The sequence below is a fragment of the Nonomuraea sp. NPDC001831 genome (genome assembly GCF_042892035.1).
GTDB lineage: Bacteria > Actinomycetota > Actinomycetes > Streptosporangiales > Streptosporangiaceae > Nonomuraea.
Genome location: NZ_JBIATU010000013.1, coordinates 99,710 through 123,247, shown reverse-complemented (window position 1 = coordinate 123,247; position 23,538 = coordinate 99,710). Strand labels below are relative to the sequence as shown.

23 protein-coding genes are annotated in these 23,538 nt (G+C 72.1%); 8 read left to right on the top strand and 15 right to left on the bottom strand.

Annotated features, from left to right (window positions below; genetic code table 11):
- Positions 1-31: 31 nt before the first annotated feature.
- Genes ACFYYW_RS34485 through ACFYYW_RS34475 form a run of 3 tightly spaced genes read right to left on the bottom strand, consistent with a single transcriptional unit; the run spans position 32 to position 2,443 of the window.
- The gene (locus tag ACFYYW_RS34485) at positions 32-724 is read right to left on the bottom strand and encodes an ABC transporter permease subunit (RefSeq protein WP_352322040.1); all 693 of its coding nucleotides are present in this window, start codon (positions 722-724) and stop codon (positions 32-34) included.
- Positions 721-1,398, bottom strand: coding sequence for an ABC transporter permease subunit (locus tag ACFYYW_RS34480; RefSeq protein ID WP_352322038.1), 678 nt, complete (start codon positions 1,396-1,398; stop codon positions 721-723). The genes ACFYYW_RS34485 and ACFYYW_RS34480 overlap by 4 nt, the downstream gene beginning before the upstream one ends.
- On the bottom strand, positions 1,391-2,443 hold the full coding sequence (locus tag ACFYYW_RS34475; protein WP_387655102.1) for an ABC transporter ATP-binding protein: 1,053 nt from the start codon (positions 2,441-2,443) through the stop codon (positions 1,391-1,393). Before ACFYYW_RS34475 ends, ACFYYW_RS34480 begins: the two co-directional genes overlap by 8 nt.
- Before the next feature lie 263 nt (positions 2,444-2,706).
- Between ACFYYW_RS34475 and ACFYYW_RS34470 the strand changes: the two genes are divergently transcribed.
- The gene (locus tag ACFYYW_RS34470) at positions 2,707-4,449 is read left to right on the top strand and encodes a sigma factor-like helix-turn-helix DNA-binding protein (RefSeq protein ID WP_387655099.1); all 1,743 of its coding nucleotides are present in this window, start codon (positions 2,707-2,709) and stop codon (positions 4,447-4,449) included.
- 4 nt (positions 4,450-4,453) lie between these two features.
- Here the strand turns inward: ACFYYW_RS34470 and ACFYYW_RS34465 are convergent, their stop codons facing one another.
- Genes ACFYYW_RS34465 through ACFYYW_RS34435 form a run of 7 tightly spaced genes read right to left on the bottom strand, consistent with a single transcriptional unit; the run spans position 4,454 to position 11,548 of the window.
- The gene (locus tag ACFYYW_RS34465; protein WP_387655096.1) at positions 4,454-5,179 is read right to left on the bottom strand and encodes a DUF981 family protein; all 726 of its coding nucleotides are present in this window, start codon (positions 5,177-5,179) and stop codon (positions 4,454-4,456) included.
- A 41-nt stretch (positions 5,180-5,220) separates the two neighbouring features.
- Positions 5,221-6,387 carry a lipid-transfer protein gene (locus tag ACFYYW_RS34460; RefSeq protein WP_387655093.1) on the bottom strand — a complete coding sequence of 389 codons (1,167 nt, stop codon included), beginning with the start codon at positions 6,385-6,387 and terminating at the stop codon, positions 5,221-5,223.
- On the bottom strand, positions 6,384-6,782 hold the full coding sequence (locus ACFYYW_RS34455) for a MaoC/PaaZ C-terminal domain-containing protein (RefSeq protein WP_364416350.1): 399 nt from the start codon (positions 6,780-6,782) through the stop codon (positions 6,384-6,386). The genes ACFYYW_RS34460 and ACFYYW_RS34455 overlap by 4 nt, the downstream gene beginning before the upstream one ends.
- A complete protein-coding gene (locus ACFYYW_RS34450) occupies positions 6,779-7,753 on the bottom strand; it encodes a bifunctional MaoC family dehydratase N-terminal/OB-fold nucleic acid binding domain-containing protein (RefSeq protein ID WP_387655090.1) in 975 nt (324 codons plus the stop codon). The genes ACFYYW_RS34455 and ACFYYW_RS34450 overlap by 4 nt, the downstream gene beginning before the upstream one ends.
- Positions 7,750-8,904 carry an acyl-CoA dehydrogenase family protein gene (locus tag ACFYYW_RS34445; protein WP_352322025.1) on the bottom strand — a complete coding sequence of 385 codons (1,155 nt, stop codon included), beginning with the start codon at positions 8,902-8,904 and terminating at the stop codon, positions 7,750-7,752. Before ACFYYW_RS34445 ends, ACFYYW_RS34450 begins: the two co-directional genes overlap by 4 nt.
- The gene (locus ACFYYW_RS34440; RefSeq protein ID WP_387655086.1) at positions 8,904-9,944 is read right to left on the bottom strand and encodes an acyl-CoA dehydrogenase family protein; all 1,041 of its coding nucleotides are present in this window, start codon (positions 9,942-9,944) and stop codon (positions 8,904-8,906) included. The genes ACFYYW_RS34445 and ACFYYW_RS34440 overlap by 1 nt, the downstream gene beginning before the upstream one ends.
- The gene (locus tag ACFYYW_RS34435) at positions 9,944-11,548 is read right to left on the bottom strand and encodes an AMP-binding protein (RefSeq protein WP_387655084.1); all 1,605 of its coding nucleotides are present in this window, start codon (positions 11,546-11,548) and stop codon (positions 9,944-9,946) included. The genes ACFYYW_RS34440 and ACFYYW_RS34435 overlap by 1 nt, the downstream gene beginning before the upstream one ends.
- Before the next feature lie 187 nt (positions 11,549-11,735).
- Between ACFYYW_RS34435 and ACFYYW_RS34430 the strand changes: the two genes are divergently transcribed.
- The 7 genes from ACFYYW_RS34430 (at position 11,736) to ACFYYW_RS34400 (ending at position 18,734) form a co-directional block, all read left to right on the top strand.
- Entirely contained in the window at positions 11,736-12,386 is a 651-nt protein-coding gene (locus tag ACFYYW_RS34430) for a TetR family transcriptional regulator (RefSeq protein WP_352322019.1), read from the top strand.
- 67 nt (positions 12,387-12,453) lie between these two features.
- Entirely contained in the window at positions 12,454-13,458 is a 1,005-nt protein-coding gene (locus ACFYYW_RS34425) for a sigma-70 family RNA polymerase sigma factor (RefSeq protein ID WP_352322017.1), read from the top strand.
- A 43-nt stretch (positions 13,459-13,501) separates the two neighbouring features.
- Positions 13,502-14,617: a steroid 3-ketoacyl-CoA thiolase gene (locus ACFYYW_RS34420; protein WP_364416354.1), complete on the top strand. Its 1,116-nt coding sequence runs from the start codon at positions 13,502-13,504 to the stop codon at positions 14,615-14,617.
- 38 nt (positions 14,618-14,655) lie between these two features.
- Positions 14,656-15,681: an MBL fold metallo-hydrolase gene (locus ACFYYW_RS34415; protein ID WP_387655079.1), complete on the top strand. Its 1,026-nt coding sequence runs from the start codon at positions 14,656-14,658 to the stop codon at positions 15,679-15,681.
- A gap of 25 nt (positions 15,682-15,706) precedes the next feature.
- Positions 15,707-16,381: a FadR/GntR family transcriptional regulator gene (locus tag ACFYYW_RS34410; RefSeq protein ID WP_352322012.1), complete on the top strand. Its 675-nt coding sequence runs from the start codon at positions 15,707-15,709 to the stop codon at positions 16,379-16,381.
- Between the two features lie 32 nt (positions 16,382-16,413).
- Positions 16,414-17,361, top strand: coding sequence for a DNA polymerase ligase N-terminal domain-containing protein (locus tag ACFYYW_RS34405; RefSeq protein WP_387655075.1), 948 nt, complete (start codon positions 16,414-16,416; stop codon positions 17,359-17,361).
- Positions 17,362-17,462: 101 nt separating this feature from the next.
- Positions 17,463-18,734, top strand: coding sequence for a S1 family peptidase (locus ACFYYW_RS34400; RefSeq protein WP_387655072.1), 1,272 nt, complete (start codon positions 17,463-17,465; stop codon positions 18,732-18,734).
- A gap of 63 nt (positions 18,735-18,797) precedes the next feature.
- Here ACFYYW_RS34400 and ACFYYW_RS34395 read toward each other — a convergent pair whose 3' ends face one another.
- The 5 genes from ACFYYW_RS34395 to ACFYYW_RS34375 are packed head-to-tail and all read right to left on the bottom strand — an operon-like array spanning position 18,798 to position 23,524.
- Complete coding sequence (locus tag ACFYYW_RS34395; protein ID WP_364416360.1) at positions 18,798-19,715, bottom strand: aldo/keto reductase; 918 nt, start codon at positions 19,713-19,715, stop codon at positions 18,798-18,800.
- Positions 19,712-20,017, bottom strand: a complete 306-nt coding sequence (locus ACFYYW_RS34390; RefSeq protein WP_352324031.1) for an L-rhamnose mutarotase — start codon at positions 20,015-20,017, stop codon at positions 19,712-19,714. Before ACFYYW_RS34390 ends, ACFYYW_RS34395 begins: the two co-directional genes overlap by 4 nt.
- A complete protein-coding gene (locus ACFYYW_RS34385) occupies positions 20,017-21,006 on the bottom strand; it encodes an ABC transporter permease (protein WP_352324030.1) in 990 nt (329 codons plus the stop codon). The genes ACFYYW_RS34390 and ACFYYW_RS34385 overlap by 1 nt, the downstream gene beginning before the upstream one ends.
- Positions 21,003-22,484, bottom strand: a complete 1,482-nt coding sequence (locus tag ACFYYW_RS34380) for a sugar ABC transporter ATP-binding protein (RefSeq protein ID WP_387655067.1) — start codon at positions 22,482-22,484, stop codon at positions 21,003-21,005. Before ACFYYW_RS34380 ends, ACFYYW_RS34385 begins: the two co-directional genes overlap by 4 nt.
- The gene (locus ACFYYW_RS34375; protein ID WP_387655064.1) at positions 22,484-23,524 is read right to left on the bottom strand and encodes a sugar ABC transporter substrate-binding protein; all 1,041 of its coding nucleotides are present in this window, start codon (positions 23,522-23,524) and stop codon (positions 22,484-22,486) included. Before ACFYYW_RS34375 ends, ACFYYW_RS34380 begins: the two co-directional genes overlap by 1 nt.
- Between the last annotated feature and the right edge of the window lie 14 nt (positions 23,525-23,538).

The window sequence follows — 23,538 nt, the reverse complement described above, 5'->3', positions numbered from 1 at the left end:
TCCCTTCTAAAGCGGCAGGTAATACCGGAGACTATCGAACCTTCAGTCTCTGGCTCACCCCCGGCGAAACGGTCACCCTCTGGATGAGGGCGAACACGATCTGCACGACAAGCGCGAACAGCACAATCAGTACTGAACCCCCCACAACGCTCGCATAATCCTTGGTGGCGAAACCGTCGATCACGAACCGGCCGAGCCCGCCGAGCCCCGTGTACGCCGCGACCGTCGTGGTGGAGACCACCTGGATCGCCGACAGCCTGAGCCCGAGCAGGATCAGCGGCAGCGCCACCGGGACCAGCACCCGGCCGAGCACCTGCCCGCCGCGCAGCCCCATCCCGTACGCCGCGTCGCGCAGCTCCGGATCGACGCCCTTGATGCCCTCGTAGGTGTTGACCAGGATCGGCGGCACCGACAGCAGCACCAGCGGGATGATCACCGGCCAGATCGAGGACGTGCCGAGCAGCAGCACGAACAGCACCAGCAGGCCGAGCGTGGGCAGCGCCCTGGCCAGGTTCGCCGAGATGACGACCACGACCTCGCCCCTGCCGGTGTGACCGATGGCCAGCCCCAGCGGCACCGCGATCAGCATCGCCAGCACCAGCGCCAGGGCCGAGAACTCCAGGTGCTCCAGCAGCCGGGCCGGGATGCCGTCGGGGCCGGCCCAGTTCGCCCCGGTGCCGAAGAAGTCGGCCAGCCAGCCGAAGAACGAGCTCAACCAGCTCACGACGTCCCCTTCCGCGCGCGCACCCAGGGGGTGAGCAGGCGCTGGGCCAGGACCAGCAGGCCGTCGGCGACCAGCGCCAGCGCGACGATCAGCACGATGCCGGTGACCACCGGCGGCATGAACGGGTTCTGGTAGGCCCGGGTGAACAGCCCGCCGAGCCCGCCCTGGCCGATCAGCGCGCCCACGCTGACCAGGCTGATGCTGGAGACCGCGACCACGCGCAGCCCGGCCAGCACCACCGGCGTGGCGATGGGCAGCTCGACCTGCAGCAGGCGGCGCATGGGCGTGAAGCCCATCGCGACGGCCGACTGGCGCACGTGGTCGGGCACCGAGTTCAGCCCGTCGACCACGGCCGGGATGAGCACGGCCATGCCGTAGAAGGTCAGCGGGATGATCACGGTGGTCTGCGACAGCCCGGTCACCGAGATCAGCAACATGAACACCGGCAGCGACGGCAGCGCGTAGACGACGTTCATCAGGCCCGAGGTGGGCTGGTAGAGCCACCGCCAGCGCACGCAGGCCAGCCCGAGCGGCAGCGCCAGCACCAGCGCGGCCAGGATCGGCACCAGGGACATGGTCAGGTGGTCGGTCAGCAGGTTCCTGATGCTGTCGGCGCGGCCGGTGTCCCAGTTGCGCGCGATCCACTCCCAGATGCTGGGCGGACCCTCACGCATCGGCGGCCTCCGCCAGCGCCTCGTCCAGGGCCTCCCTGGTCGCCACGCCGACGACCCTGCCGTCCTCGTCCACGGCGACCGAGCAGCCGGAGGGCGACAGCAGCGCGGCGTCCAGGGCCGAGCGCATGGAGTCGCGGCCGAGCACGAACGTCCCGTACGGCTCCAGCTCGTCGGGCCGCGACCCGGCGAACCAGCCCAGGGGCCTGTTGTCGTCGGTCACGACCAGCAGCCACGGCTCGTCGCTCGCAGCCCGTTCGCGCACGGTCAGGTCGGTACGCAGCCGCAGCCCCTTCGTGGAGATGAACTGCAGCCGCCGGATCCCCCGGTCGTGGCCCAGGAACTCGCGGACGAAGTCGTCGGCCGGCTCCGACAGCAGCGTCTTGGGGTCGGCGAGCTGGGCCAGCCGCCCGCCCACGCGCAGCACGGCCACCCGGTCGCCGAGCTTGATCGCCTCGTCGATGTCGTGGGTGACGAACACGATGGTCTTGTTCAGCTCCGCCTGCAGCCGCAGCAGCTCGTCCTGGAGGCTGGTGCGGACGATCGGGTCGACCGCGCTGAACGGCTCGTCCATGAGCAGCACGGGCGGATCGGCGGCCAGCGCCCTGGCCACGCCCACGCGCTGCTGCTGCCCGCCGGAGAGCTGGAAGGGATAACGGCCGGCGAAGGCCGGGTCCAGGCCGACGCGTTCGAGCAGCTCCATGGCCCGCGCGCGGGCCTTTTTCTTGTCCCAGCCCAGCAGGTACGGGACCGTCGCGATGTTGTCGACGATCTTCCGGTGCGGGAAGAGGCCGGCCTGCTGGATGACGTACCCGATGCCGCGGCGCAGCGTGGGCGGGTCGATGCCGCTCACGGGCACCCCGTCGAGGAGGATCTGTCCCTCGGAAGCGTCGATCATGCGATTGATCATCCGGAGGGACGTCGTCTTCCCGCAGCCCGAGGGGCCCACCAGCACGGTGATCTCGCCGGTGGGCGCCTCAAGGGAGAGGGCGTCCACGGCGGTGGTGCCGTCTGGATAGCGTTTGGTGACAGCGTCGAATGTGATCACGCGTGACCTCTCGCTCGATGGCAGGGCCGCGGCCCCCCTGCCACGACCGCCGCATGATCTCGGTGGCCCACAAGACTACGGCGACCCTCACCCCTGTGTCCCCATGGGGATCGGCTTAAACGTTTCACTGACCAGGGAGATTTACCGGAATTTCCGATCAAGTGGTGCGCCGGGCCTGCGTGAGTTGGCATGATTACCTCCACAAACTCCAGACGCGTACCCCTCACCTCAGCGTCCGCACATTTAGCAAGAGGATCGGCCCCGTGTCCCAGCCGCTCACCGGTCAGCGCCCCCGCACAGAACTGATCGCAGAGCTCTACGACCGCCATGCCGCCGGGCTGTTCGCGTACTGCGCCGACCAGCTCGGCGACCCGGGCACCGCGTCCGACGTCCTGGCGTCCGTGCTGTCCGGCGTCCCCGACGTCGCCCCGCCCCGTGCCGCCCTGTACGCCTACGCCCGCCGCCAGATCCACCGGCGGGACGTCGTCTACGCCCCGCCCGTCGTGGACCCGCTCATCGACCCCGCCTCGGCGCTGGTGGAGCGCGTGCTGCGCGAGCTTCGCCCGCAGCAGCGCGAGGTGCTGGTGCTGTGCGCGGTGTGCGGGCTGAGCCGGGCCGAGCTGGCCCGGGTGCTCGACGTCGCCCCCGACACCGCCGACGAGCTCGCCTTCGGCGCGGGCCACCGGTTCCGCGAGGTCCTGGACATGGCCCTGACCGCGCTGGCCGGCGGGCGGGTGCCGAAGCCGGTCGCCGACGTGTACGGCGCGCTCGCGGTCGCGCCGCTGTGGGACGTCCTGGGACGTCTGCCCTGGCCGGAGCCGCCCGCGGTCCTGCGGGTGCACGTCGCGGGGTCGGTGCCGGCCGAGCCCGCGCCACTGTTCGTCAAGCCGCTCTGGCCCGCGCCGCCGCAGTGGCCGCTGCCGCTCGCCGAGGCCGACCCGGCGACCAGCACCGGGATCTTCCCGGCGGACCTGCTCACGCCGCCGCCCGCCGGACGGCCGTCCGTGCACGAGGCGACGACCGCGCCGATGCCCAAGCTGCGCGACCCGCTCGGGGCGCTGGACTCGATGGGGCCGCTGCGGGACCCGGCCGCGCGGGCGGCGGCCGTACGACCGTTCCTGCCCAAGCCGCCGCAGCCCCTCGCTCCCCCGCAGCCCTCCGCGCCCCCGCAGCCCTCCGAGCCCCCGCAGCCTGAGTCCGTACGGCCGTTCAGCACGGGCGACTTCACCGCGCCGCCCGCCGCTGCGGCCGAGGGGCGGCCGGCGGGGGCCGTCGTTCCCCCGGCCGGGGAGCGGCCCTTCTTCCTGGCCGCGCCCATCCCCGCGGACGTGCTGGACGACGAGCCCATCACCCAGGAGATGCCCGCGATCAGGGACGTCCCGGCGCATCGGGAGCCGGCGCCCGCTCCCCGGCGTCCCCTGGCGGCGGAGCAGCCGGCCAAGGAGGCGGCGCCGCTGTTCACCCCGAGGTCCCGGGCCGCCGCCGAACCGGTCTACCGCATGCCCGCCCCCGAGCCACGCCACGCCCCGACCTCATCCGCCCCGGCCTCCTCCGCCCCGGCTCTGTCGGACCCGGTCCCGCCCGCCTCGGCCCTGTCCGACCCGGCTCTGTCGGAGGCGGCTCTGTCGGAGGCGGCTCGGTCCGATGCGGCTCGGTCCGATGCGGCAGGGTCCGGGCGCAGCCGCGCGGCGGACTTCGCCTTCGAGCTCGCCCGCGAGCTGGAGGCCGACCGGGCGCGCTACCCGGACCCCGCGCGCGACCTCCAGGAACCCTCCCGCCGCAAGCCCGGCGCAGAACCGGCCCGCTCGCCGGGGAGAGGCGGCGCCAAAACCGGCGGCCGCAAGCAGCCGGCGGGCAAGAAGAAGGCCGCGGCCAGGAAGAAGAAGGCGCTCAAGCGTCGCAGGGAGCGGCACTACGACTGGGCCTGGGAGTTGATCGGGTTCCTGATCTGCGTGGCCATCGCGATGATCGTGTTCTTCTCCGTGCCGATGTTCATGGGCCCGTGAGCGCCTACATGGTGTTGACGATCAGCCCGATGTGGGTGAAGTAGTTCAGCGCGCCGAACAGCAGGAACGCCGCCCCGGCGAGCCCCCAGCACACCCCGGTCACGGTCGTGACCGGGCCGCCCCTGGCCCGCAGCGCGAACGGGAACAGCACCGCGCCCACCCCGACCAGCACGTACAGGCCGGAGATGAAGGTGGCCTCCAGCAGCGGCTGGCCGGCGAAGGCCCCCGAGATCGGCTCCTGCGGCGGCGCGGCGAACAGCGTGTACGTCCACCCCGCCGCCGCGATGCCGAAGCAGGCCAGCCCCATGGCGAAGACGAACAGCGAGATCGGCCCGGCCGTGCGCGCCACCAGCTTGCGCCGGTCGGGCGCCACGGTGATCAGGCCCCAGCGTTTCCACAGGTAGAGCGCGGCGGCGAGCAGCAGCACGCCGAACGCCAGCGAGGGCTCCCCGAAGATGATGTTGTCGAACGGGAAGCCCTGCCCGGCCAGCGGCCAGGTGAGCGTCATGTGCAACCCGGTGACCGCCAGGATCGTCCCGACCGCGCCGAACGCCAGCGCCCAGCCGTCCACGTGCTCCAGCGGGTCGCCCCTGAGCAGCCGGCGGCCGAAGGAGACCACGAGCAGCAACCCGACGCCGGCGGCGACCGCCATGATCGTGTTGTAGGTGGGCATCCTGGCCCAGTCGATCTTCAACTCCGGCTGTGCCAGGATCCCCCAGAATCCGCTCATGCAGTGAGAATTACCCTGGGTGTCCTTTATTTAACTAATCGTCACGACGCCGACAGGATCAGGCCGCTCGTCGGCACCCCGGTCCCCGCCGTGACCAGGACGTTCCGCACCCCGGCCACCTGGTTGGCGGCCGTCCCCCTGATCTGCCGGACGGCCTCGGCGATGCCGTTCATGCCGTGGATGTACGCCTCGCCCAGCTGGCCGCCGTGCGGGTTGACGGGCAGGCGGCCGTCCAGCTCGATGCCGCCGTCCCGCAGGTAGGCGGGGGCCTCGCCGCGTCCGCAGAAGCCCAGCTCCTCCAGCTGGGCCAGGACGAACGGGGTGAAGTGGTCGTACAGGATGGCCGTCTGGATGTCCGCCGGGGACAGCCCGGACATCTTCCACAGTTGCCGGCCGACGACGGACATCTCCGGCAGGCCGCTCATGTCGTCCCGGTAGTAGCTCGTCATCATCATCTGGCCCGCGCCCGCCCCCTGCGCCGCCGCTGTGATCACCGCGGGCGACCTGCGCAGGTCGTGGGCGCGTTCGGCGGACGTCACGACCAGGGCCACCGCGCCGTCGCTCTCCTGGCAGCAGTCGAGCAGGTGCAGCGGCTCCACGATCCACCGGGACGCCTGGTGCTCCGCCAGCGTGATCGGCCGCCCGTGGAACCAGGCGGCCGGGTTGGTGGCGGCGTGCCTGCGCATGGCCACCGCGACCCGCCCGAAGTCCTCCGACGTCGCCCCGAACTCGTGCATGTACCGCCGCGCGAACATGGCGACCCACGCGGCCGGGGTCATCAGCCCGTACGGCACGTGCCAGCTCATCTCCAGGCCCTGGGAGGTGGGCTCCCCGCTCAGCCGGGCGTTCGGCTGGCCGAAGCGGCGGCCCGAGCGCTCGTTGAAGGCGCGGTAGCAGACCACCGTCCTGGCCATGCCGGTGGCCACGGCCATCGCCGCGTGCGCGACCGTGCCGCAGGCCGCGCCGCCGCCGTACTCGACGCGGGAGAAGAAGGTGAGGTCGCCGACGCCGGTCTCCCGGGCGACGGCGATCTCCTGGTTGGAGTCCTGGGTGTAGGTGACCATGCCGTCCACGTCGGACGGCGGCACCCCGGCGTCGTCCAGGGCGGCGAGCACGGCCTCGGCCGCCAGCCGCAGCTCCGACCGGCCGGAGTCCTTGCTGAACTCGGTGGCCCCGATGCCCGCGATCGCGGCCCGCCCGCCGGTCATCCCGCGCTCCCGGGCAGGACGAAGGTGACGGTGCCGGTGGCGTGGTCGCCCAGGCTCACCCTGCCGCGCACCTGCGCGGTGTACCGATCGCCGTCGCGCTCGACGATCACGCCGCTGAACCTCAGCCGGTCCCCCGCGTACGCCGGGACGCCCAGTTTGACGTTGATGCCGGTGATGACCGCCTCCGGGCCTGTCCAGTCGGTGACGTAGCGTTCCACCAGGCCCATGGTGGTGAGGATGTTGAGGAAGATGTCCTTCGAGCCCTGGGCGCGGGCCTTGGCGGTGTCGTGGTGCACGGGGGTGAAGTCCCTGGTGGCCAGGGCGGTGGCGATCACCGTCGTGGGCGTCAGGTCCACCTCCAGCTCGGGCAGGGCCGTTCCGGCGGCGGGGGTCACGGCTCCTCCGGCGTCCACATCGGCAGGACGAGCTCGTCGTCCATCGACCGGTACGTCACCCGCAGGGCCATCCCGACGTCCACCTTCTCGACCGGGCAGTCCACGACGTTGCCCACGATCCGTACTCCTTCCGGCAGTTCCACCACGCCCACCACGAACGGGACCTCGCGCCCCGGCACCGGCGGATGGTGGTGGACGACGTAGCTGTAGAGGGTGCCGCGGCCGCTCACGACGACGTGCGACCGGTTCCCCGAGCGGCAGTTCGGGCACATCGGACCGGGCGGATGGCGCAGCTCCCCGCAGTCCGCGCAGCTCTGGACGCGCAGCTCGCCGCGCCGCGCCCCCTCCCAGAAGAACGCGGTGTCCGCGTTGACCGCCGGCCGCAGCGGGTACGGCTCCCGCTCGCGCGGGGCGGGCGCCTTCGGGCGGAACTTCAGCACCCGGAAGAGCATCTCGGCGACCGGCTGATCGTCGTCGCCGTACCAGGTGACGTTCCAGGTGGCGAAGTAGCCCTCGCCCAGGGCGGTGCGCTTCGGCCCGGCCAGCGACGTGAAGCGGGTGGCGGGGGTCAGCAGCTCGCCGATCCTGGCGTACCGGTGGTAGGTCTGCTCGCAGTTGGTCGCGACGACCCCGGTGAAGCCCGCGGCGTCGAGCGCGGCCAGCAGGTCGTCCACCGGCGAGCGGTCCTTGGCCTGCGAACCCGGCCCCTGCATGGTCCACACCTGGGCCATCGCGGGCGGCGCCACGCCTTCCTCCAGGTAGCGCGGGTTGGCGTCGCCCATGGCCGCCAGCCAGTGGCGGATCATGGGCGCGTTCACCGGGTCGGCGGCCGGGGCGCCGCGCAGCTCCCCCATCGCCGTCTGCTTGCCGGCCAGCTCGTGCAGCTCCGCGTCGGTCATCGCGTGGGTCGTCGTGTCAGTCGTCGCGCCGGTCGTCGCGCCGGTCGTCGCGGGGGTCGTCGTGTCGGTCATCGCGGCGGCCTCGGCAGGTTCAGGCCGAGCATCGCGATCAGCTCGCGCTGCACCTCGTTGACCCCGCCGCCGAACGTCAGCACCACCGCGCCCTTGACGCCGTGGTCCATGCGCTCGGCCAGCTCGGCCGTCTCCGGGTCGGCGGGGTCGCCGTACCGGGACACGACGTCGCAGACCAGCCGGCCGATCTCCTGCATGCGCTCGGAGCCGTAGATCTTGGTGGCCGAGGCGTCAGGCGCGCCCAGCCAGCCGAGGTCCATGTTCGCCGCCACCTGCCAGTTGAGCAGCTCGTTCGTACGGAAGGCGGCCCACACGCGGGCGAGGGCGCGGCGTACGTCCGGATGGTCGGTCAGCCCTGCGTGCCTGGCCCAGGCCAGGAAGCGGTCGTAGGTCTGGCCGAGGTTGCCGGCCGGGCCGAGGGTGACGCGTTCGTGGTTGAGCTGGTTGACGATCAGGTCCCAGCCCCGGTCCACCTCGCCCACCACCATGTCCACCGGGACGCGCACGTCGGAGTAGTAGGTGGAGTTCGTGTGGTGGCGGCCGTCCATGGTGACGATCGGCGTCCAGGAGAAGCCGGGGTCGTCGGTGGCGGCGATCATCATCGTGATGCCCTTGTGCTTCTTGGCCTCGGGGTTCGTCCGGGCGGCCAGCCAGATGTACTGGGCGTAGTGCGCGCCGCTGGTGAAGATCTTCTGGCCGTTGACGACGTAGTGGTCGCCGTCCAGCACCGCCGTGGTGCGCAGGGAGGCCAGGTCGGTGCCGGCCTCGGGCTCGCTGTAGCCGATCGCGAAGTGGCACTCGCCGGCCAGGATGCGCGGCAGGAACCGGTCCTTCTGCTCCTGGGTGCCGTACTGCATCAGGGTCGGGCCCACCGTCTGCACGGTGATGATGGGGTACGGCACGCCGGCGCGGGCGATTTCGTTGGCGAAGATCTGCTGCTCCAGGGGGCCGTACCCGCCTCCGCCGTACTCCTTGGGCCAGCCCAGCCCGAGCTTGCCGTCGCGGCCGAGCCGGCGGCAGTGCTCCATGTACGCCTCGCCGAACGGGTCGTCGGCGATCTTCGCGCGGTCCTCGGCGGTCAGGCAGCCGCGGAAGTACTCGCGCAGCTCGTCGCGGAGCGCGCGCTGCTCCCGGGTCAGGTCGATCAGCATCAGACGAGGGCTCCGATCAGGTCGAGCTGGGCGTCGGCGCCGCCGAGCAGGTGGGACAGGTGCTTGGCCTGCGCGAAGTGGCGGTGCAGCGGGTAGGTGACGTCGAGCCCGAGGCCGCCGTGCAGGTGCTGGCAGGTGTAGAGCGCCTTGACGGCCTCGCAGACGTGGAACGCGGCCAGCGCCACGTCCTCGTCGGCGGGCAGGCCCTCGGCCAGCCGCCACGCCGCTGACCACATGGCCACGTCGAGGGCCCGTCCGGCGATGTAGACGTCGGCGATCTGCATGGTCACGGCCTGGAACTCGGCCAGCGCCCGGCCGAACTGCCGTCTCGTCCTGATGTAGGCGGTGGTCAGGTCGAGCGCCCCGGCCAGGACGCCGCTCGCCTGCGCGGCGACGGCCACGGTGAACAGGCGTCCGGCGTCGGCGGCCGCCTCGGGGCCGGCCACCGCCTCGGCGGGCGTGCCGTCCAGCACGACCGTGGCGGCCGGTTCGCCGGTCGAGGTGAACTCGGGGCTCGCGGGCGGCGAGGCCACCAGGAACAGCCCCTCGTCCGCGGTGACCAGGACGTCGTCCGCCGGGTAGGGCACCGCGACCTTGCGCCCGGTCAGCGACCAGCCGTCGCCCTCGCGCCGGGCGGCCGTGGCGGGCGGATCGGCCGGCGCCCGGCCGGGCTCGCGCCGGGCCAGGGTGCCGCGCGTGACCCGCCGTCGCTGGTCCGGGCTGCCGTGCCGGGCCAGGGCCAGCGTGCTCACCAGGACGGGCAACGCCGGCACGGCCGCCGCCCGCGCGCCCACCTCGCGCAGCACCACGGCCATCTCGACCGGGCCGAGCCCGGCGCCGCCCGCCTCCTCGGCCGCGCACACGCCCATGAGCCCGGCCCGCCACAGCCCGTCCTCGGCCGCCGAACCGCCCTCCCGCTGCCCGGCCACCGGGCCGCCTTCACCCTGCTCGGCCGCGGGGCCGCCCTCTCCTTGCTTGGCCAGGACTTCGGCGGTCAGCTTCTTCAGGTCCTGCTGGGTCTCGTCCAGATTGAAATCCATCAGCTCTCCAAGAGGTGGTGCCTGCCGTGCTCGACGAACTCGTCCTCGATCGCCTTGACGTCCACGCCGGTCAGGGGGCGCAATCCGGACGGCGAGCGCCACCAGACGGGGTCGCCGGTCCGCCACGCCTCCTTGGCCAGGATCCGCTTGATGACCTTGTGGGAGGGGGTCAGCGGAAGTTCTCGACAAATCCGGATATAGCGGGGTAAGGACTTGGGGCCCAGGTCGGTGCGCCCGGCCAGGAACGCCGCGAACGCCTCCGCGTCGAAGGGGACGTCCAGGACCAGCGCCGCCATCACCTGGTCGCCGGCCGCCGCGTCCGGCACCGGGTAGACGGCCGCCTCCACCACGCCGCCGAACTCCCGCAGGGCGGCCTCCACGGGGGCGACGGCCAGGTTCTCGCCGTCCACGCGCAGGCGTTCGGTGCCGCGTCCGGCGAAGAAGACGTGGCCGGCGGGGTCGGCGTAGGCCAGGTCGCCGGACCAGAACGCGCCGTTCCTGACGCGTTCGGCGTCGGCGTCCGGGTCGTTGTAGTAGCCCTCGAACAGGCCGGGGCCGGCGGTGTTGACCAGCTCGCCGACGGCCTCGTCCGGGTTGAGCAGGCGGCCGCCCTCGATGCGGGCGGGCGGGCACGGGCGGCCGGTGGCGGGGTCGAGGATCTGCACGCCCGCGCCCAGCCTGCCCAGGCTGCCGGGCGGGGCGCCGGGGTCGGGGCTGAAGGAGATGGCCGTCTCGGTGGAGCCGAACGCGTCGATCACCCGGCAGCCGAACCGCTCGCCGAACCGTCTGGTCGCGACCGCGCTGCCCTCGTTGCCGAAGGCGATCCTGAGGGGGTTGTCGGCGTCGTCCGGGCGTTCGGGGGTGGCCAGGACGTAGGAGAGCGCCTTGCCGACGTAGTGCAGGTAGGTGCAGCCGTGCCGCCGTACGTCCGGCAGCAGGCCGGAGGCCGAGAACCGCCTGCGCACGGCCAGCGCCGCCCCCGAGGCCACGGCCGGAGCGTAGGCGGCCATCAGCGCTCCCGAGTGGAACAGCGGCATCGAGCAGTAGACGACGTCCGCGGGCGTGAGCAGCGCGGCCAGGCTCAGCCCCGGCAGCGCCAGCTTGCGCTGCGTGATCCGGACGGCCCTGGGCCGGCCCGAGGTCCCCGACGTGAAGATCAGCATCACCAGGTCGCCGGGCGCGGCCGCACCGGCCCGCCCGCCGTCCTCCCCCAGCGAGGACACCATGGACAGCGGCATGCTCTCCACGCCCAGCGCCTCGGCGACCGACGCGGCGGTGGCCGCGAAGGGGGCGTCCCAGAGCAGGAGGTCCACGTCGGTGGCGCGGGCGTCGCGGACCAGTTCCCCGGCCGGGCGCGTCGGGTTCAGCGCGACCAGCACGTGCCCGTCCAGCGCCGCCCCGCCGAGCACGAGCAGCAACTCCGGGACGTTCTCCGCCAGCACGCCCACGTGCAGACCCGTGCCGCGCCCGCTCAGCCAGGCCCCCGCCGCCCGGCAGCGGGCGACGTGCTCGCGCCACGACCACACCTCGCCCTCGAACATCAGCCCAGGTCGGTTGTCCTGCGCCCGGTCGAGGAGCAGGGCGGCCAGCGTCTGCGCGATCATCGAGCCTCCAGCAAGCGCTAGGTAAGCCGAATGGCAAACTAGAACAGATTCTAATATCTGTCCAGTACCGGCCCTCTTGGCAATGTTCCGACATAGTCCTGTAACGCCGTAGACATGGGCCGATACGGCCCGTTTGTGACTCGCGAGTAACAAGCCGCGTTGCCGAGAAATCAGATAACGTGTTCTTATGCGTACCTCGCCCGGGTCATTCTCCGCGCCCCCCAGCGACACCGAGGGGGCCGCCGAGGGCCGCGCCGCGGCGGGCGGTCGCAGCGTCCGCACCCGCAGCCAGCACCAACGCCGCAAGCGCATCGTCCAGGCGGCCGCCGCGCTGGCCTCGCGCGGCGGCGTCGAGGCGATGCAGATGCGCACGGTCGCCGAGCGCGCCGGCGTGGCGCTGGGCACGCTCTACCGCTACTTCCCCTCCAAGATGGACCTGGTCGTGGCGGTCGTCGGCGAGGAGATCGACCTGCTGGAGAGCAGCATCGAGCGCCGCCCGCCCGGGGCGTCCACGCCGGCCAGCCGGGCCGTCGACGTGCTCATGCGGGCCACGCGGGGGCTGATGCGCGAGCCGGAGCTGGCCGACGCGCTGATCCGGTCGTTGATCATGGCCGAGGTCCAGACACCGTTCGGCGACCGCATGACCGGGCTGCTGCTGCGGGTGTCCGCCGACGGGCTGACCGTCGACCAGGCCGGCGAGGAGCAGCTCGACCTCGCGGGCTCGCTGGCCAGCGTGTGGGTGCAGGAGCTGCTGGAGATGTTGCGCGGGCGGCGCACGTACGACCAGATCCAGCGGCGCATCGAGACCGCCGCGAACCGCCTCTTGGCCGACATTTAGCCCCTTCCGGACATCTCCGCCATGCCCTAATCGGCTTTTTGTCGGTGGCGGAAGCTATACAGGGGGCATGAGCGACAAGCCGACGAGCGAAGACTTCCTCCGGCTGGCCGATCCGATGCGGCGCGAGCTGTTCGCACACTGCTACCGCATGCTGGGGTCGGTGCACGACGCCGAGGATCTCGTACAGGAGACCTATCTGCGGGCCTGGCGGGGCTACGACGGGTTCGAGGGGCGGTCGTCGCTGCGCACGTGGCTCTACCGCATCGCCACCACCGCCTGCCTGACCGCGCTCGACAGCCGCGGCCGGCGGCCCCTGCCCACCGGTCTCGGCGCCCCGAGCACCGAGCCGGCCGAGCCGCTGGTCCAGGACGGCGAGGTGCCCTGGCTGGAACCGGTGCCCGACACGCTGGCCGGGGTCGAGGCGGCCGGCGACCCGGCCTCGATCGTGACCTCGCGCGAGAGCATCCGGCTCGCGCTCGTCGCCGCGCTCCAGCACCTGCCGCCCCGGCAGCGCGCCGTGCTGATCCTGCGCGACGTGCTCAGGTGGCGGGCGGCCGAGGTCGCCGAGGCGGTCGGCCTGTCCACGGCGGCCGTCAACAGCATCCTGCAGCGGGCCCGCGCGCAGCTCAGCGAGGTCTCGCCGAGCCTCGACGACCAGGTCGAGCCGCTCTCCGCCGAGCAGCGCCACCTGCTCGACCGCTACGTCGCCGCCTTCGAGAACTACGACGTCGACGAGCTGGTCTCGCTGTTCACCAAAGACGCGATCTGGGAGATGCCCCCCTACGTGGGCTGGTACGAAGGCCCCGACGCGATCGGCGAGCTCGTCTCCACGCAGTGCCCCGCCAGCCGGCCGCACGACCTCCGGCTGCTGCCCGTGGCCGCCAACGGCCAGCCCGCGTTCGCCGTCTACTTCCGCGAGCACGACGTCTACCGCCGCTTCGCCATCATGGTGCTGACGTTGCGCGAAGAAGGCGTCAATCACGTCGCCATGTTCTTTGACCTGCGGCTTTTCGACACTTTCGGGCTGCGTGCCGAGTTCCCGGCCGGAAGCGAGGCTTCCACCAGAAAGTAGAACGCGTTACAGTCGCGGCCAGAGCAACGTTCTGGAGGCGACTGTGGGCACACCTGTGATCGTCGAAGCCGTTCGCACGCCCATCGGCAAGCGGGCGGGCTGGTTGTCGGAGCTCAAGCCGCAGCAGGTGCTGGCCGCCGCGCTGAACGGCCTCATCCAGCGCGCCGGCATCGATCCGGCCACGATCGGCCAGACGTTCGCCGGGTGCGTCACGCAGGCCGGCGAGCAGGGCGGCCACGTCGGCCGCCACTCGTGGCTCTACGCCGGCCTCCCCTACCAGACGGGCGTCACCACGCTCGACGCCCAGTGCGGCTCCTCCCAGCAGGCCGTGCACCTGGCGGCGGCGATGATCAGGGCGGGCGTCATCGAGGCCGGCGTCGGATGCGGGGTCGAGATGATGAGCAGGGCGCCGCTCGGCAGCAACGTGCGCCCCGCGCGGCCGCGTCCCGACGACTGGAGCATCGACCTGCCCGACCAGTTCACCGCGGCCGAACGCATCGCCCGGCGGCGCGGGCTGACCAGGGAGCGGCTCGACTGGTTCGGCGCGCGGTCGCAGCGCCTGGCGGCCAAGGCCTGGGCCGACGGGCGGTTCGAGCGGGAGATCGTGCCCGTCGGATCCGTCCGCAGGGACCAGGGGTTACGCGAGACCACGGTCGAGAGCCTGGCCGGGCTCAAACCGGTCGCCGAGGGCGCCCTGCACACCGCCGGCACGTCCTCGCAGATCTCCGACGGCGCGGCCGCCGTGCTGGTGACCAGCGAGCAGGAGGCCCGCCGGCAGGGGCTGCGGCCCAGGGCGCGCATCCTGGCGCAGGCGCTCGTCGGGGCCGAGCCCTACTATCATCTCGACGGTCCCGTGGAGGCGACCGCGAAGGTGCTGACGGCGGCCGGGATGACCATGGGCGACATCGACAGGTTCGAGGTGAACGAGGCGTTCGCGTCCGTGGTGCTCTCGTGGGCCGCGGTGCACGAACCCGACCTCGACCGGGTCAACGTCAACGGCGGGGCCATCGCGCTCGGCCATCCCGTCGGGGCCACCGGCGCCCGGCTCATCACCACCGCCCTGCACGAGCTCGAACGCTCCGACACCACCACCGCGCTGGTCACGATGTGCGCGGGCGGCGCCCTGGCCACGGCGACGATCCTCGAACGCCTGGCCTGATCCACCCTTCACACGCACGTGCTCGATCGGGGGAACCGGTGGGGAAGACCAGGCGCAGGCCGTACGCGGAACAGCGGCCGCAGGAGCTCGGCGGCGGGGTGTGGAGCGTGCCGGTGCCCATCCCGGGCAACCCGCTCGGCTACACGCTCGTCTACGCCGTCGAGTCGCCGCGCGGGCCGGTGCTGGTGGACGCCGGATGGAACCACCCCGACGCCTGGCAGGCGCTCAGCGGCGGCCTGGCCGCGCTCGGGCTCGACGTGGGGGCCGTGAGCGGCGTGGTCGTCACCCACTTCCACCCCGACCACGCCGGGCTGGCCGGGCAGGTCAAGGAGGCGTCCGGGGCCTGGATCGCCATGCACGAGGAGGACGCGGCGCTGGTCCGGCTCATGCACCGGTTCGCCGCGGAGGAGCACGCGAGCTTCCAGTCCGACATGCTCAGGCGGGCCGGCGCCGGCCCCGGCGAGGTGCGCGAGGCGATGGGCACCCGGCCGACACCGCCCGCGCTGCCCGACCGCGAGCTGCGCGACGGCGACCTGGTGGAGCTGCCCGGCCGCAAGCTGCGCGCCGTGCACACCCCCGGCCACACGCCGGGCCACATCTGCCTGCACCTGGAGGACGCCGACCGGCTGTTCACCGGCGACCACGTCCTTCCCGACATCACCCCGCACATCGGGATCTATCCCTACGACCGCGACGACATCGATCCGCTGGGCGACTTCCTGGACTCGCTCGACCGGGTCGGCGAGCTGGGCCCCCTGGACGCCCTGCCGGCGCACGAGTGGATATTTCCCGATGTTGCCGCGCGCGCCGCCGAGATCCGCCACCATCACGAGGAGAAGCTGATCCGGTTGCGCACCCTCATGGCCGAGCGGTCGCGACCGCTGACCATCTGGGAGGTCGCCTCGATGATGACCTGGAACCGGCCCTGGGACGAGCTGGCCCCCGTGCTGCGCGGCATGGCGGCCGGCGAGGCCGCGGCCCATCTGCGCACGCTGGAGACCCGGGGCATGGTCCGCCGCGTCCCGGACGTCGATCCCGTACGCTTCCAGGCTCTAGACTCCTAGACATCCGATGTCTAGGGAGAAGAGTGTGGCGGTCACCGACGCGGCCATCGACAAGATCAAGCAGATGATCCTCTCCGGGGAGCTGACCCCGGGCGACCGTCTGCCGAAGGAGGCCGACCTCGCGGAGCGGCTCGGCCTGTCGCGCAACTCGCTGCGCGAGGCCGTGCGCGCGCTGGCCCTGATCAACGTCCTCGACGTGCGCCAGGGCGACGGCACGTACGTCACCAGCCTGGAGCCGCACCTGCTGCTCGACACCATGTCGTTCGTGCTCGACCTGCACCGCGACGACACGGTGATCCAGTTCTTCGAGGTGCGGCGCATCCTGGAGCCGGCCGCGACGGCCCTGGCCACCGAGCTGATGCGCGACGAGGACATCGAGGAACTGCGGCGCATCCTCGACTCGCTGCCCGCGCAGCCGACGGTCGAGGAGCTGGTCGCCAACGACCTGGAGTTCCATCAGCGCATCGCGCGCGGGTCGGGCAACAGCGTGCTCTGCTCGTTCATCGAGAGCCTGTCAGGTCCGACCACTCGGGCCCGGGTGTGGCGCGGCCTCACCCAGGAGGGCGCGATGGAGAAGACCCGCGAGCAGCACACCGCGATCTACGAGGCCATCGCCGCCCGCCAGCCGGACGTGGCGCGGTCGTGGGCCACCGTGCACGTGGCGGGCGTGGAGGCGTGGCTGCGCAAGGCCCTCGACTGATCGGCGGCCGTTCCCCGGGTAGTAACCGTGTCGTGGCCGACAAACTGGAGCGATACCGCAGCAAACGCGACCCCAGCCGGACCCCCGAGCCCGTGCCCGCCACCTCTCCCGGAGACGGTGGCGGCGCCGCGTTCGTCATCCAGGAGCACCACGCCCGGTCCCTGCACTGGGACCTGCGGCTGGAACGCGACGGCGTGCTGGCCTCCTGGGCGGTCCCCAAGGGCCTGCCCGCCGACCCCGGCACCAACCACCTGGCGGTGCACACCGAGGACCATCCGATGGAGTACCTCACCTTCCACGGCGAGATCCCCAAGGGCGAGTACGGCGGCGGCACCATGACCGTCTGGGACACCGGCACGTACGAGACCGAGAAGTGGTCCGAGCGCGAGGTCAAGTTCGTCCTGCACGGCCGGCGGGCCTCCGGGCGGTTCGTGCTGTTCCGGACGCGGGGCAAGAACTGGATGATCCACCGCATGGACGCCCCCGTCCGCGACCCGTTCCCCGACGTGGAGCCCATGCTGCCCACCGAGCGCGCCCGGCCGCCCAGGGACGCCGCCGACTACGCCTTCGAGTTCGCCTGGGGCGGACGCCGGCTCCTGGTCCCCGTCGACGGCGGACGCACGACGGCCGCCCGCGAGCATCCCTGGCTGCGCCCGCTGGCCGAGTCGTTCGGCAGCCGGACGGCGGTGCTGGACGGCGAGGTGGTCACGCTGGCCGGGACCGAGATCCTGGTCGTCCAGGACCTGCTGTACGACGAGGGCCGCTCCCTGGTGGACGAGCCGTTCGCCGACCGGCGGGCCGCCCTGGAGTCGCTGGGGCTGGCCGGCCCCCGCTGGCAGACCGCCCCCTCCTGGCCCGGTGAGGCCGGCGCGGTCCGGCAGGCGGCGCGCGAGCAGGGCCTGCCCGGCGTGGTGGCCAAACGCCTGGACTCCCGCTACGAGTCCGGCACGTCCACGTCCTGGCTGTTCATCCCCTCCTGAGGCCGCAAGCCCGCAGAGCACAGCGCGGGGCGGTACTTGGACGCGGAAGGCGTGCCGGATCGCCTGCTGTGATGGCCCCTCATCCAGACATGGGGGGATCCATGCAGAACATCCGCTTACGCCGTACGGTGCTGATCTTGGCGTGCGCCGTCGTGCCCTTCCTGGGCGCCGGAGCCGCCTCGGCGGTCGCCGCCTCCGGCCCCGACCTCACCCGGCAGTCCGCCGACACCGGGGGCAAGCCACCGGCCAGGGACTCGACCGGCCCGCGCGGCCAGGTCCCCGGCGGCTTCGCGAGCTGGGACGCGCTCTTCGCCGAGCAGACCCGGCTGAACGCCGTCGCCGACCGCGTCACGGCCGTGGCCGAGACCTCCGACGGGTACGGCGGCGTGGTCGTCGCACCCGAGAACCATGAGGTCCGCCTGTACTGGAAGGGCCAGGTGCCCGCGCCCGTGCGGGCCGTGGTCGACGAGGGCCGGCTGACCGCCCCGGTCTCCGTGCTCCCGTCCGCCTTCTCCTACGCCGACCTCCTCGCCGAGGCCGACAAGTGGAGCGAGTCCGGGCAGGTCACGGGCGCCGCCCCGCAGGCCGACGGGAGCGGCGTGCGGCTCTCGGTCCCGGACGAGGACACCGCCCCCGACCAGCTCCAGCGGCCCGGCGGCGCCACCGCGCCGATCACGCTGGAGCGCGGCGAGCGCTTCGACCCGGCCTACAGCAGGCAGGACGACGTCCCGAGCTACTACGCGGGCGGCCGGACCTGGAACGCCAGGACCGGCTCCGGCTGCAGCTCGGGGTTCGCCGTCTACGACAAGAACGGCAATCCCGGCTTCCTGACCGCAGCCCACTGCGGCGAGTTCTGGGACTCCTTCTACGACGGCGGCGGCTCGGGCAGCCCGGCGAACCGCATGGGCGATCTGCAGTGGCGGCTGCCCAAGCGGGACGCCGCGATCGTCCTGGCCGACGCCACGGCCGACGTCTTCGACGGCGGTCCGGCGGCCTCGACCAGCAACCGGGTGGTCGCCTTGTGGAAGGCGTACGTCGGCAACTTCGTCTGCAACTCGGGGGCGTCGCTGGGCGAGTACTGCCTGATCAAGGTGACCGAGACCGGGTGGAGCGGCACGTACACGAACGGGCAGTACGTCAAGCACATGGTCAGGGCCAAGAGCGTCGTCGGCGGCTGCGCCGTGGCCCACGGCGACAGCGGCGGCCCGGTCTACTCCTACACCAACTGGTTCGACGACGTCGCAGCGCAGGGCATCACGTCGGCCATCAGCAAGCCGGTCCCCTGCGGCGGGCTGGACGGCGGCCGGGTGATCGTCTTCTCCCGGGTGTGGGACGTGGCGCTGGCCTTCGGCGCGTCCGTACAGGTGCACTGAACCAGGTGCACTGAACGAGGTGCACCGAACGAGGACGGCGGCCGGGCGGAGGCCCGGCCGCGGTCAGCCCAGCAGGCCCTCGCCGGCCAGCTCCAGCCACAGCTCCTCGGGGACCGGGCGGGACCACAGCGCGGCGTTGGCCACGACCTCCTCGGGCGCGCGGGCGCCCAGCACGATCGAGGCGACCGCCGGATGGCGCAGCGGGAAGGCCATGGCCGCCTGCGGCAGGGAGACGCCGTGGCGCTCGCAGACGCCGGCGATCCGGGCGGCCCGGTCCAGCAAGTGCGCCGGCGCGGGTGCGTAGTCGAAGGTGCCGGACGGGGCCGCCGTGGCCAGGAGGCCGCTGTTGAACACCCCGGCGGCCAGCACCCGGACGCCGCGTTCGGCGCATTCGTCCAGCAACGGCAGCCCCGACTGGTCGAGCAGCGTGTAGCGCCCGGCGAGCATGACGACGTCGATGCCGGTCTCCCGGACGAAGCGCAGCGGCGCCTGCCACTGGTTCATCCCGACGCCGATCGCCTTGACCACGCCCTGCTCCCGCAGCTCGGCCAGCGCCGGGTACGCCTCGGCCAGCGCCTGCTCCAGGTGGTCGTCGGGGTCGTGGATGAGCGCGATGTCGATCTCCGGCAGGCCGAGCCGGGCCAGGGAGTCCTCCAGGGAGTCGCGCACGCCGTCGGCCGAGAAGTCCCATTCACGGCCCAGCCCGACCGGGACGTCGAACATCTCGTCGTCGTCGCGCACCTGCGCGGGCACCACCAGCCGGCCCACCTTCGTGGACAGGACGTAACCCGACCGCTCCGCGAGCGCGGCGCCCAGGCGGCGCTCGGACAGCCCCAGCCCGTAGTGGGGCGCGGTGTCGAACAGGCGCACGCCGCTGTCCCAGGCCGCGTCGACCGTGGCCCGCGCCTGCTCGCCGGAGACCGCCTGGTAGAGGTTGCCGAGCGGGGCGCCGCCGAGGCCGACGCGGGGCAGGTCGATCACGTCAGCTCCCAGACCTGGCGCAGGCCGCCCGCCGACTTGTCGAAGTCGCCGTCGAGCAGGCGGTTCATCTGGCGCTGCCAGGCCTGGTCGGCGGGGTCGTCCTTGAGCGCGGCCTGCAGCGCGGCGTAGTCCTCGACCTCCACGAAGTGGAACAGGTCAAGGCCGTCGCGGAAGATGCGCCACGAGATCACGCCGTGGGCGCGCATGGCGGCCTCCAGGGCGGCCGGGATCGTGGCGTGCTCCCGGTCGTAGATCTCCTCACATCCGGGCCGGAGCCTGGTGCGCAGGGCGAGGCGTTCCATCAGTCCTGCGCCTTTCCGCCGGCGATCCTGCTGATGATCAGTGCGATGAGAATGATGCCACCGTAGATGACCGGCTGCCAGAAGCCGGAGACCCCGATGAGGGTGAGGATGTTCTGGACCAGGCCGATCACCAGCACACCGGTCAGCGCGCCGAGGACGGTGCCCTTGCCGCCGTCCATGCTGACGCCGCCGATGACGGCCGCGGCGAAGACCATGAAGATCCAGCCGTCGCCCATCTCGTTGCCGATCGCCCCGAGACGCCCGGTCTCCAGGATGCCGGCCGTGGCGGCCAGGATCCCGCCGAGCACGAACACGCCGAACAGCACGCGGTCCACCCGGATGCCGGCGGCGCGGGCGGCGTCGGCGTTGCCGCCGATGGCGTACAGGGAGCGGCCGAGCCGGAGGTAGGTCAGGCCGAAGACGCCGGCGGCGAACAGCACCGCGGCGATCCAGATGGCGGCGGGCAGGCCGAGCCAGGTGGCGCTGCCGAGGTAGAGCATCGAGTCGGGGAGCTGGAACAGCGTCTTGCCCTGGGTGAGCCCCTGCTGGAGGCCGTCCACGATGATCAGCATGGCCAGCGTGACGATGAACGCCGACAGCTGGAACCTGATGATCAGGAACCCGTTGAACGCGCCGATGGCCGCGCCCACGAGCAGGGCCAGCGGGATCACCAGCCAGCCGGGCAGCCCGAGGCCGAACCCGCCCGCCGAGGCCGGGACGGCCAGCATCACGGCGATGCCGGGCGCGGTGCCGACCGTCGACTCCAGCGACAGGTCGAACTTCCCGGCGATCAGGATCATCGCCTCGGCCAGCACGAGCAGCGAGATCGCCGCCTGCTGCTGCAGGACGTTCGTCAGGTTGCCCGCCGTCAGGAAGGTCGGGTCGAGGAACGCGCCCACGACGAGCAGGAGCAGGATCACCGGCACCAGGGTCAGGTCGCGGAACCTGGCCAGCCTCAGCCGGGGGGCCGGAGCAGTCAAAGTGGTCACTCTTGTATGCCTTCCATCACGGCCACGAGCTCGTGGTCGGTCCAGCCACGCGGCACGTCCTTGACGACCCTGCCGTGGAACATCACCAGCACCCGGTCGCAGATGCGCAGGTCGTCGAGCTCGTCGGAGACCACGACGGCTCCCGCGCCCCGGCCGACCGCGTCCTCGACCGCGCCGAGCAGGGCCTGCTTGGCCTTGACGTCGACGCCCGCGGTCGGGTTGATCACGACCAGCGCCCTCGGGTCGTCCACGAGCGCCCGCGCGAACACGACCTTCTGCGCGTTCCCGCCGGACAGGTCTCCGACGGGCTGGTCGGGCCCCTCGGTCTTGATGTCCAGGCTCTCGATCATCTGGACGGCCCTGGCCCGGCGCCGCGCGGGCGAGACGATGCCGTAGGCGCCCAGTTTGTGGGCGATCGGCAGGGTCGCGTTCTCCCCCACCGACAACATCGGCACGAAACCCTCGTGGTGCCGGTCCTCGGGCACGAACCCGAGCCCGGCGCGCATGGCGGCGGGCACGTCGCCCGGCCTGACCCGGGTGCCGTCGATCGTGACCACGCCCGTGTCCGGCTTGCGCAGCCCGACCAGGGTCTCGGCCAGGCCGACCTTGCCGCTGCTCGCCGAGCCCGCCAGGCCCACGACCTCGCCGGACCTGACCGAGATGTGCACGTCCTGGTAGCGGCCGGTCAGCGACAGGCCCGCGCCGGACAACACGACCGCCTCGCCCGGCGTGCGCTGCCGGGACTCGTAGGCGGCCGTGGCCTCGCCGGTCATCGCGTCGACCAGTTCATCCTGGGGGAAGCCGGCGACCGGCCGGGTCACGATGTGCCGGGCGTCGCGGAAGACCGTGACGCTCTGGCAGATCTCGTACACCTCGTCCAGGTGGTGGGAGATGTACATCATCGTGACGCCCTGCTCGCGCAGCGAGCGCATACGGGTGAACAGCCGCTCGATGGCCGGGCCGTCGAGCCTGGCGGTGGGCTCGTCGAGAATGATGAACCGGGCGCCGAACGACAGCGCCCGCGCGATCTCCACGAGCTGCCGCTGCTCGACGCCCAGCTCGCCGGCCAGCGCCTGCGGGTCGACGTCCACCTCGTAGGTGTCCAGCAGCTCGCGCGCCTTGGCCCGCAGCGCCCGCCAGTTGATCATCCGGCCGCGGCCGGTCTGGCGGTTGAGGAACAGGTTCTCCGCGACCGTCAGCGCCGGGATGATCGTGGACTTCTGGTACACGCAGGCGACGCGCTGCCGCCAGGCGTCGCGGTCGGCCAGGGCGGGCGCCGCCTCGCCCGAGAACAGCACCTCGCCCTCGTCCGGCCGCTGGAGCCCGGTGAGGATCGACACGAGGGTGGACTTCCCCGCGCCGTTCCGGCCGACGAGGGCGTGGGTCTGGCCCTCGTCGATGGCGATCTCCGCGCCGTTCAGCGCGGTGGTCGGGCCGAAACGCTTGACGACATTTCGGGCTTCAACGTGATATTTCATCACTTGACCTGGTTACCCCAGAGGTTCTGGTCGTCCACGTTGTCCTTCGTCACCAGCGGCGCCGGGAGCTGGTCCTCGAGGCCGTTGGGCAGTTGGATGATGTTGCTGCCGTGGTCGGTCGGGCCCGGCTGGAACGTCTTGCCGTCGACCGCCGCCTTGGCGTAGAAGATCGCGTACCGGGCGTAGAGGTCGGCCGGCTGCGACACCGTGGCGTCGATGTTGCCCTTGCGGATCTCCTCGAACTCCTGCGGGATGCCGTCGTTGGAGACCACGAAGACGTGCTTGGGGTCGGTCGGCGGGACCAGCAGGTTCTTCTGCTTGAGCACCTGCAGCGTCGGGGCCAGGTGCACGCCGCCGGCATGCATATAGATGCCCTTGATGTCCGGGTTCTGCTCCAGGCGGGTCTGGAGCATGGACGCCGCCTTGCTGCCCTCCCACTCGGTCGGCTCGCTGAACACCGTGATGCCGGGGAACTTGCTCTTCATGCACTCGTTGAACGCCTCGGACCGGTCGCGGCCGTTGATCGAGCTGAGCGCGCCCTCAAGCTGCACGACCTTGCCCTTGCCGCCGAGCTTCTCGCCGAGGAACTCGCACGCCTTGGTGCCGTACGCGCGGTTGTCGGCGCGGACGACCATGTAGACCTTGCCCTTGTCGGGCCGGGTGTCCACGGTGACCACGGGGATCTTCTTGTTCTCCAGCTGCTGGAGCGTGTTGGCGATGGCGCCGGTGTCCTGGGGGGCCATGACGATCGCCTTGGCGCCCTGGCCGACCAGCGCCTGCACGTTGTTGACCAGCTTGGAGACGTCGTTCTGGGAGTTGGTGGCGGGCATCAGGTCGGCCTTGAGCTCGGTCGCCATCTGCGGGACGTACTTCATGTAGGAGTTCCAGAAGTCGGAGTCGGCGCGCGGGTGGTCGATGCCCACCTTGCCGCCGCCTCCCCCTTCCGCCGTGGAGCCGCTCGTGCCGCTCGTGCCGCTGGAACCGCAGGCGGCGACGACCGCCAGCAGGGCCGCGCTCGCGACCACCGGACCGATCTTCATGGGGGGTTACCTTC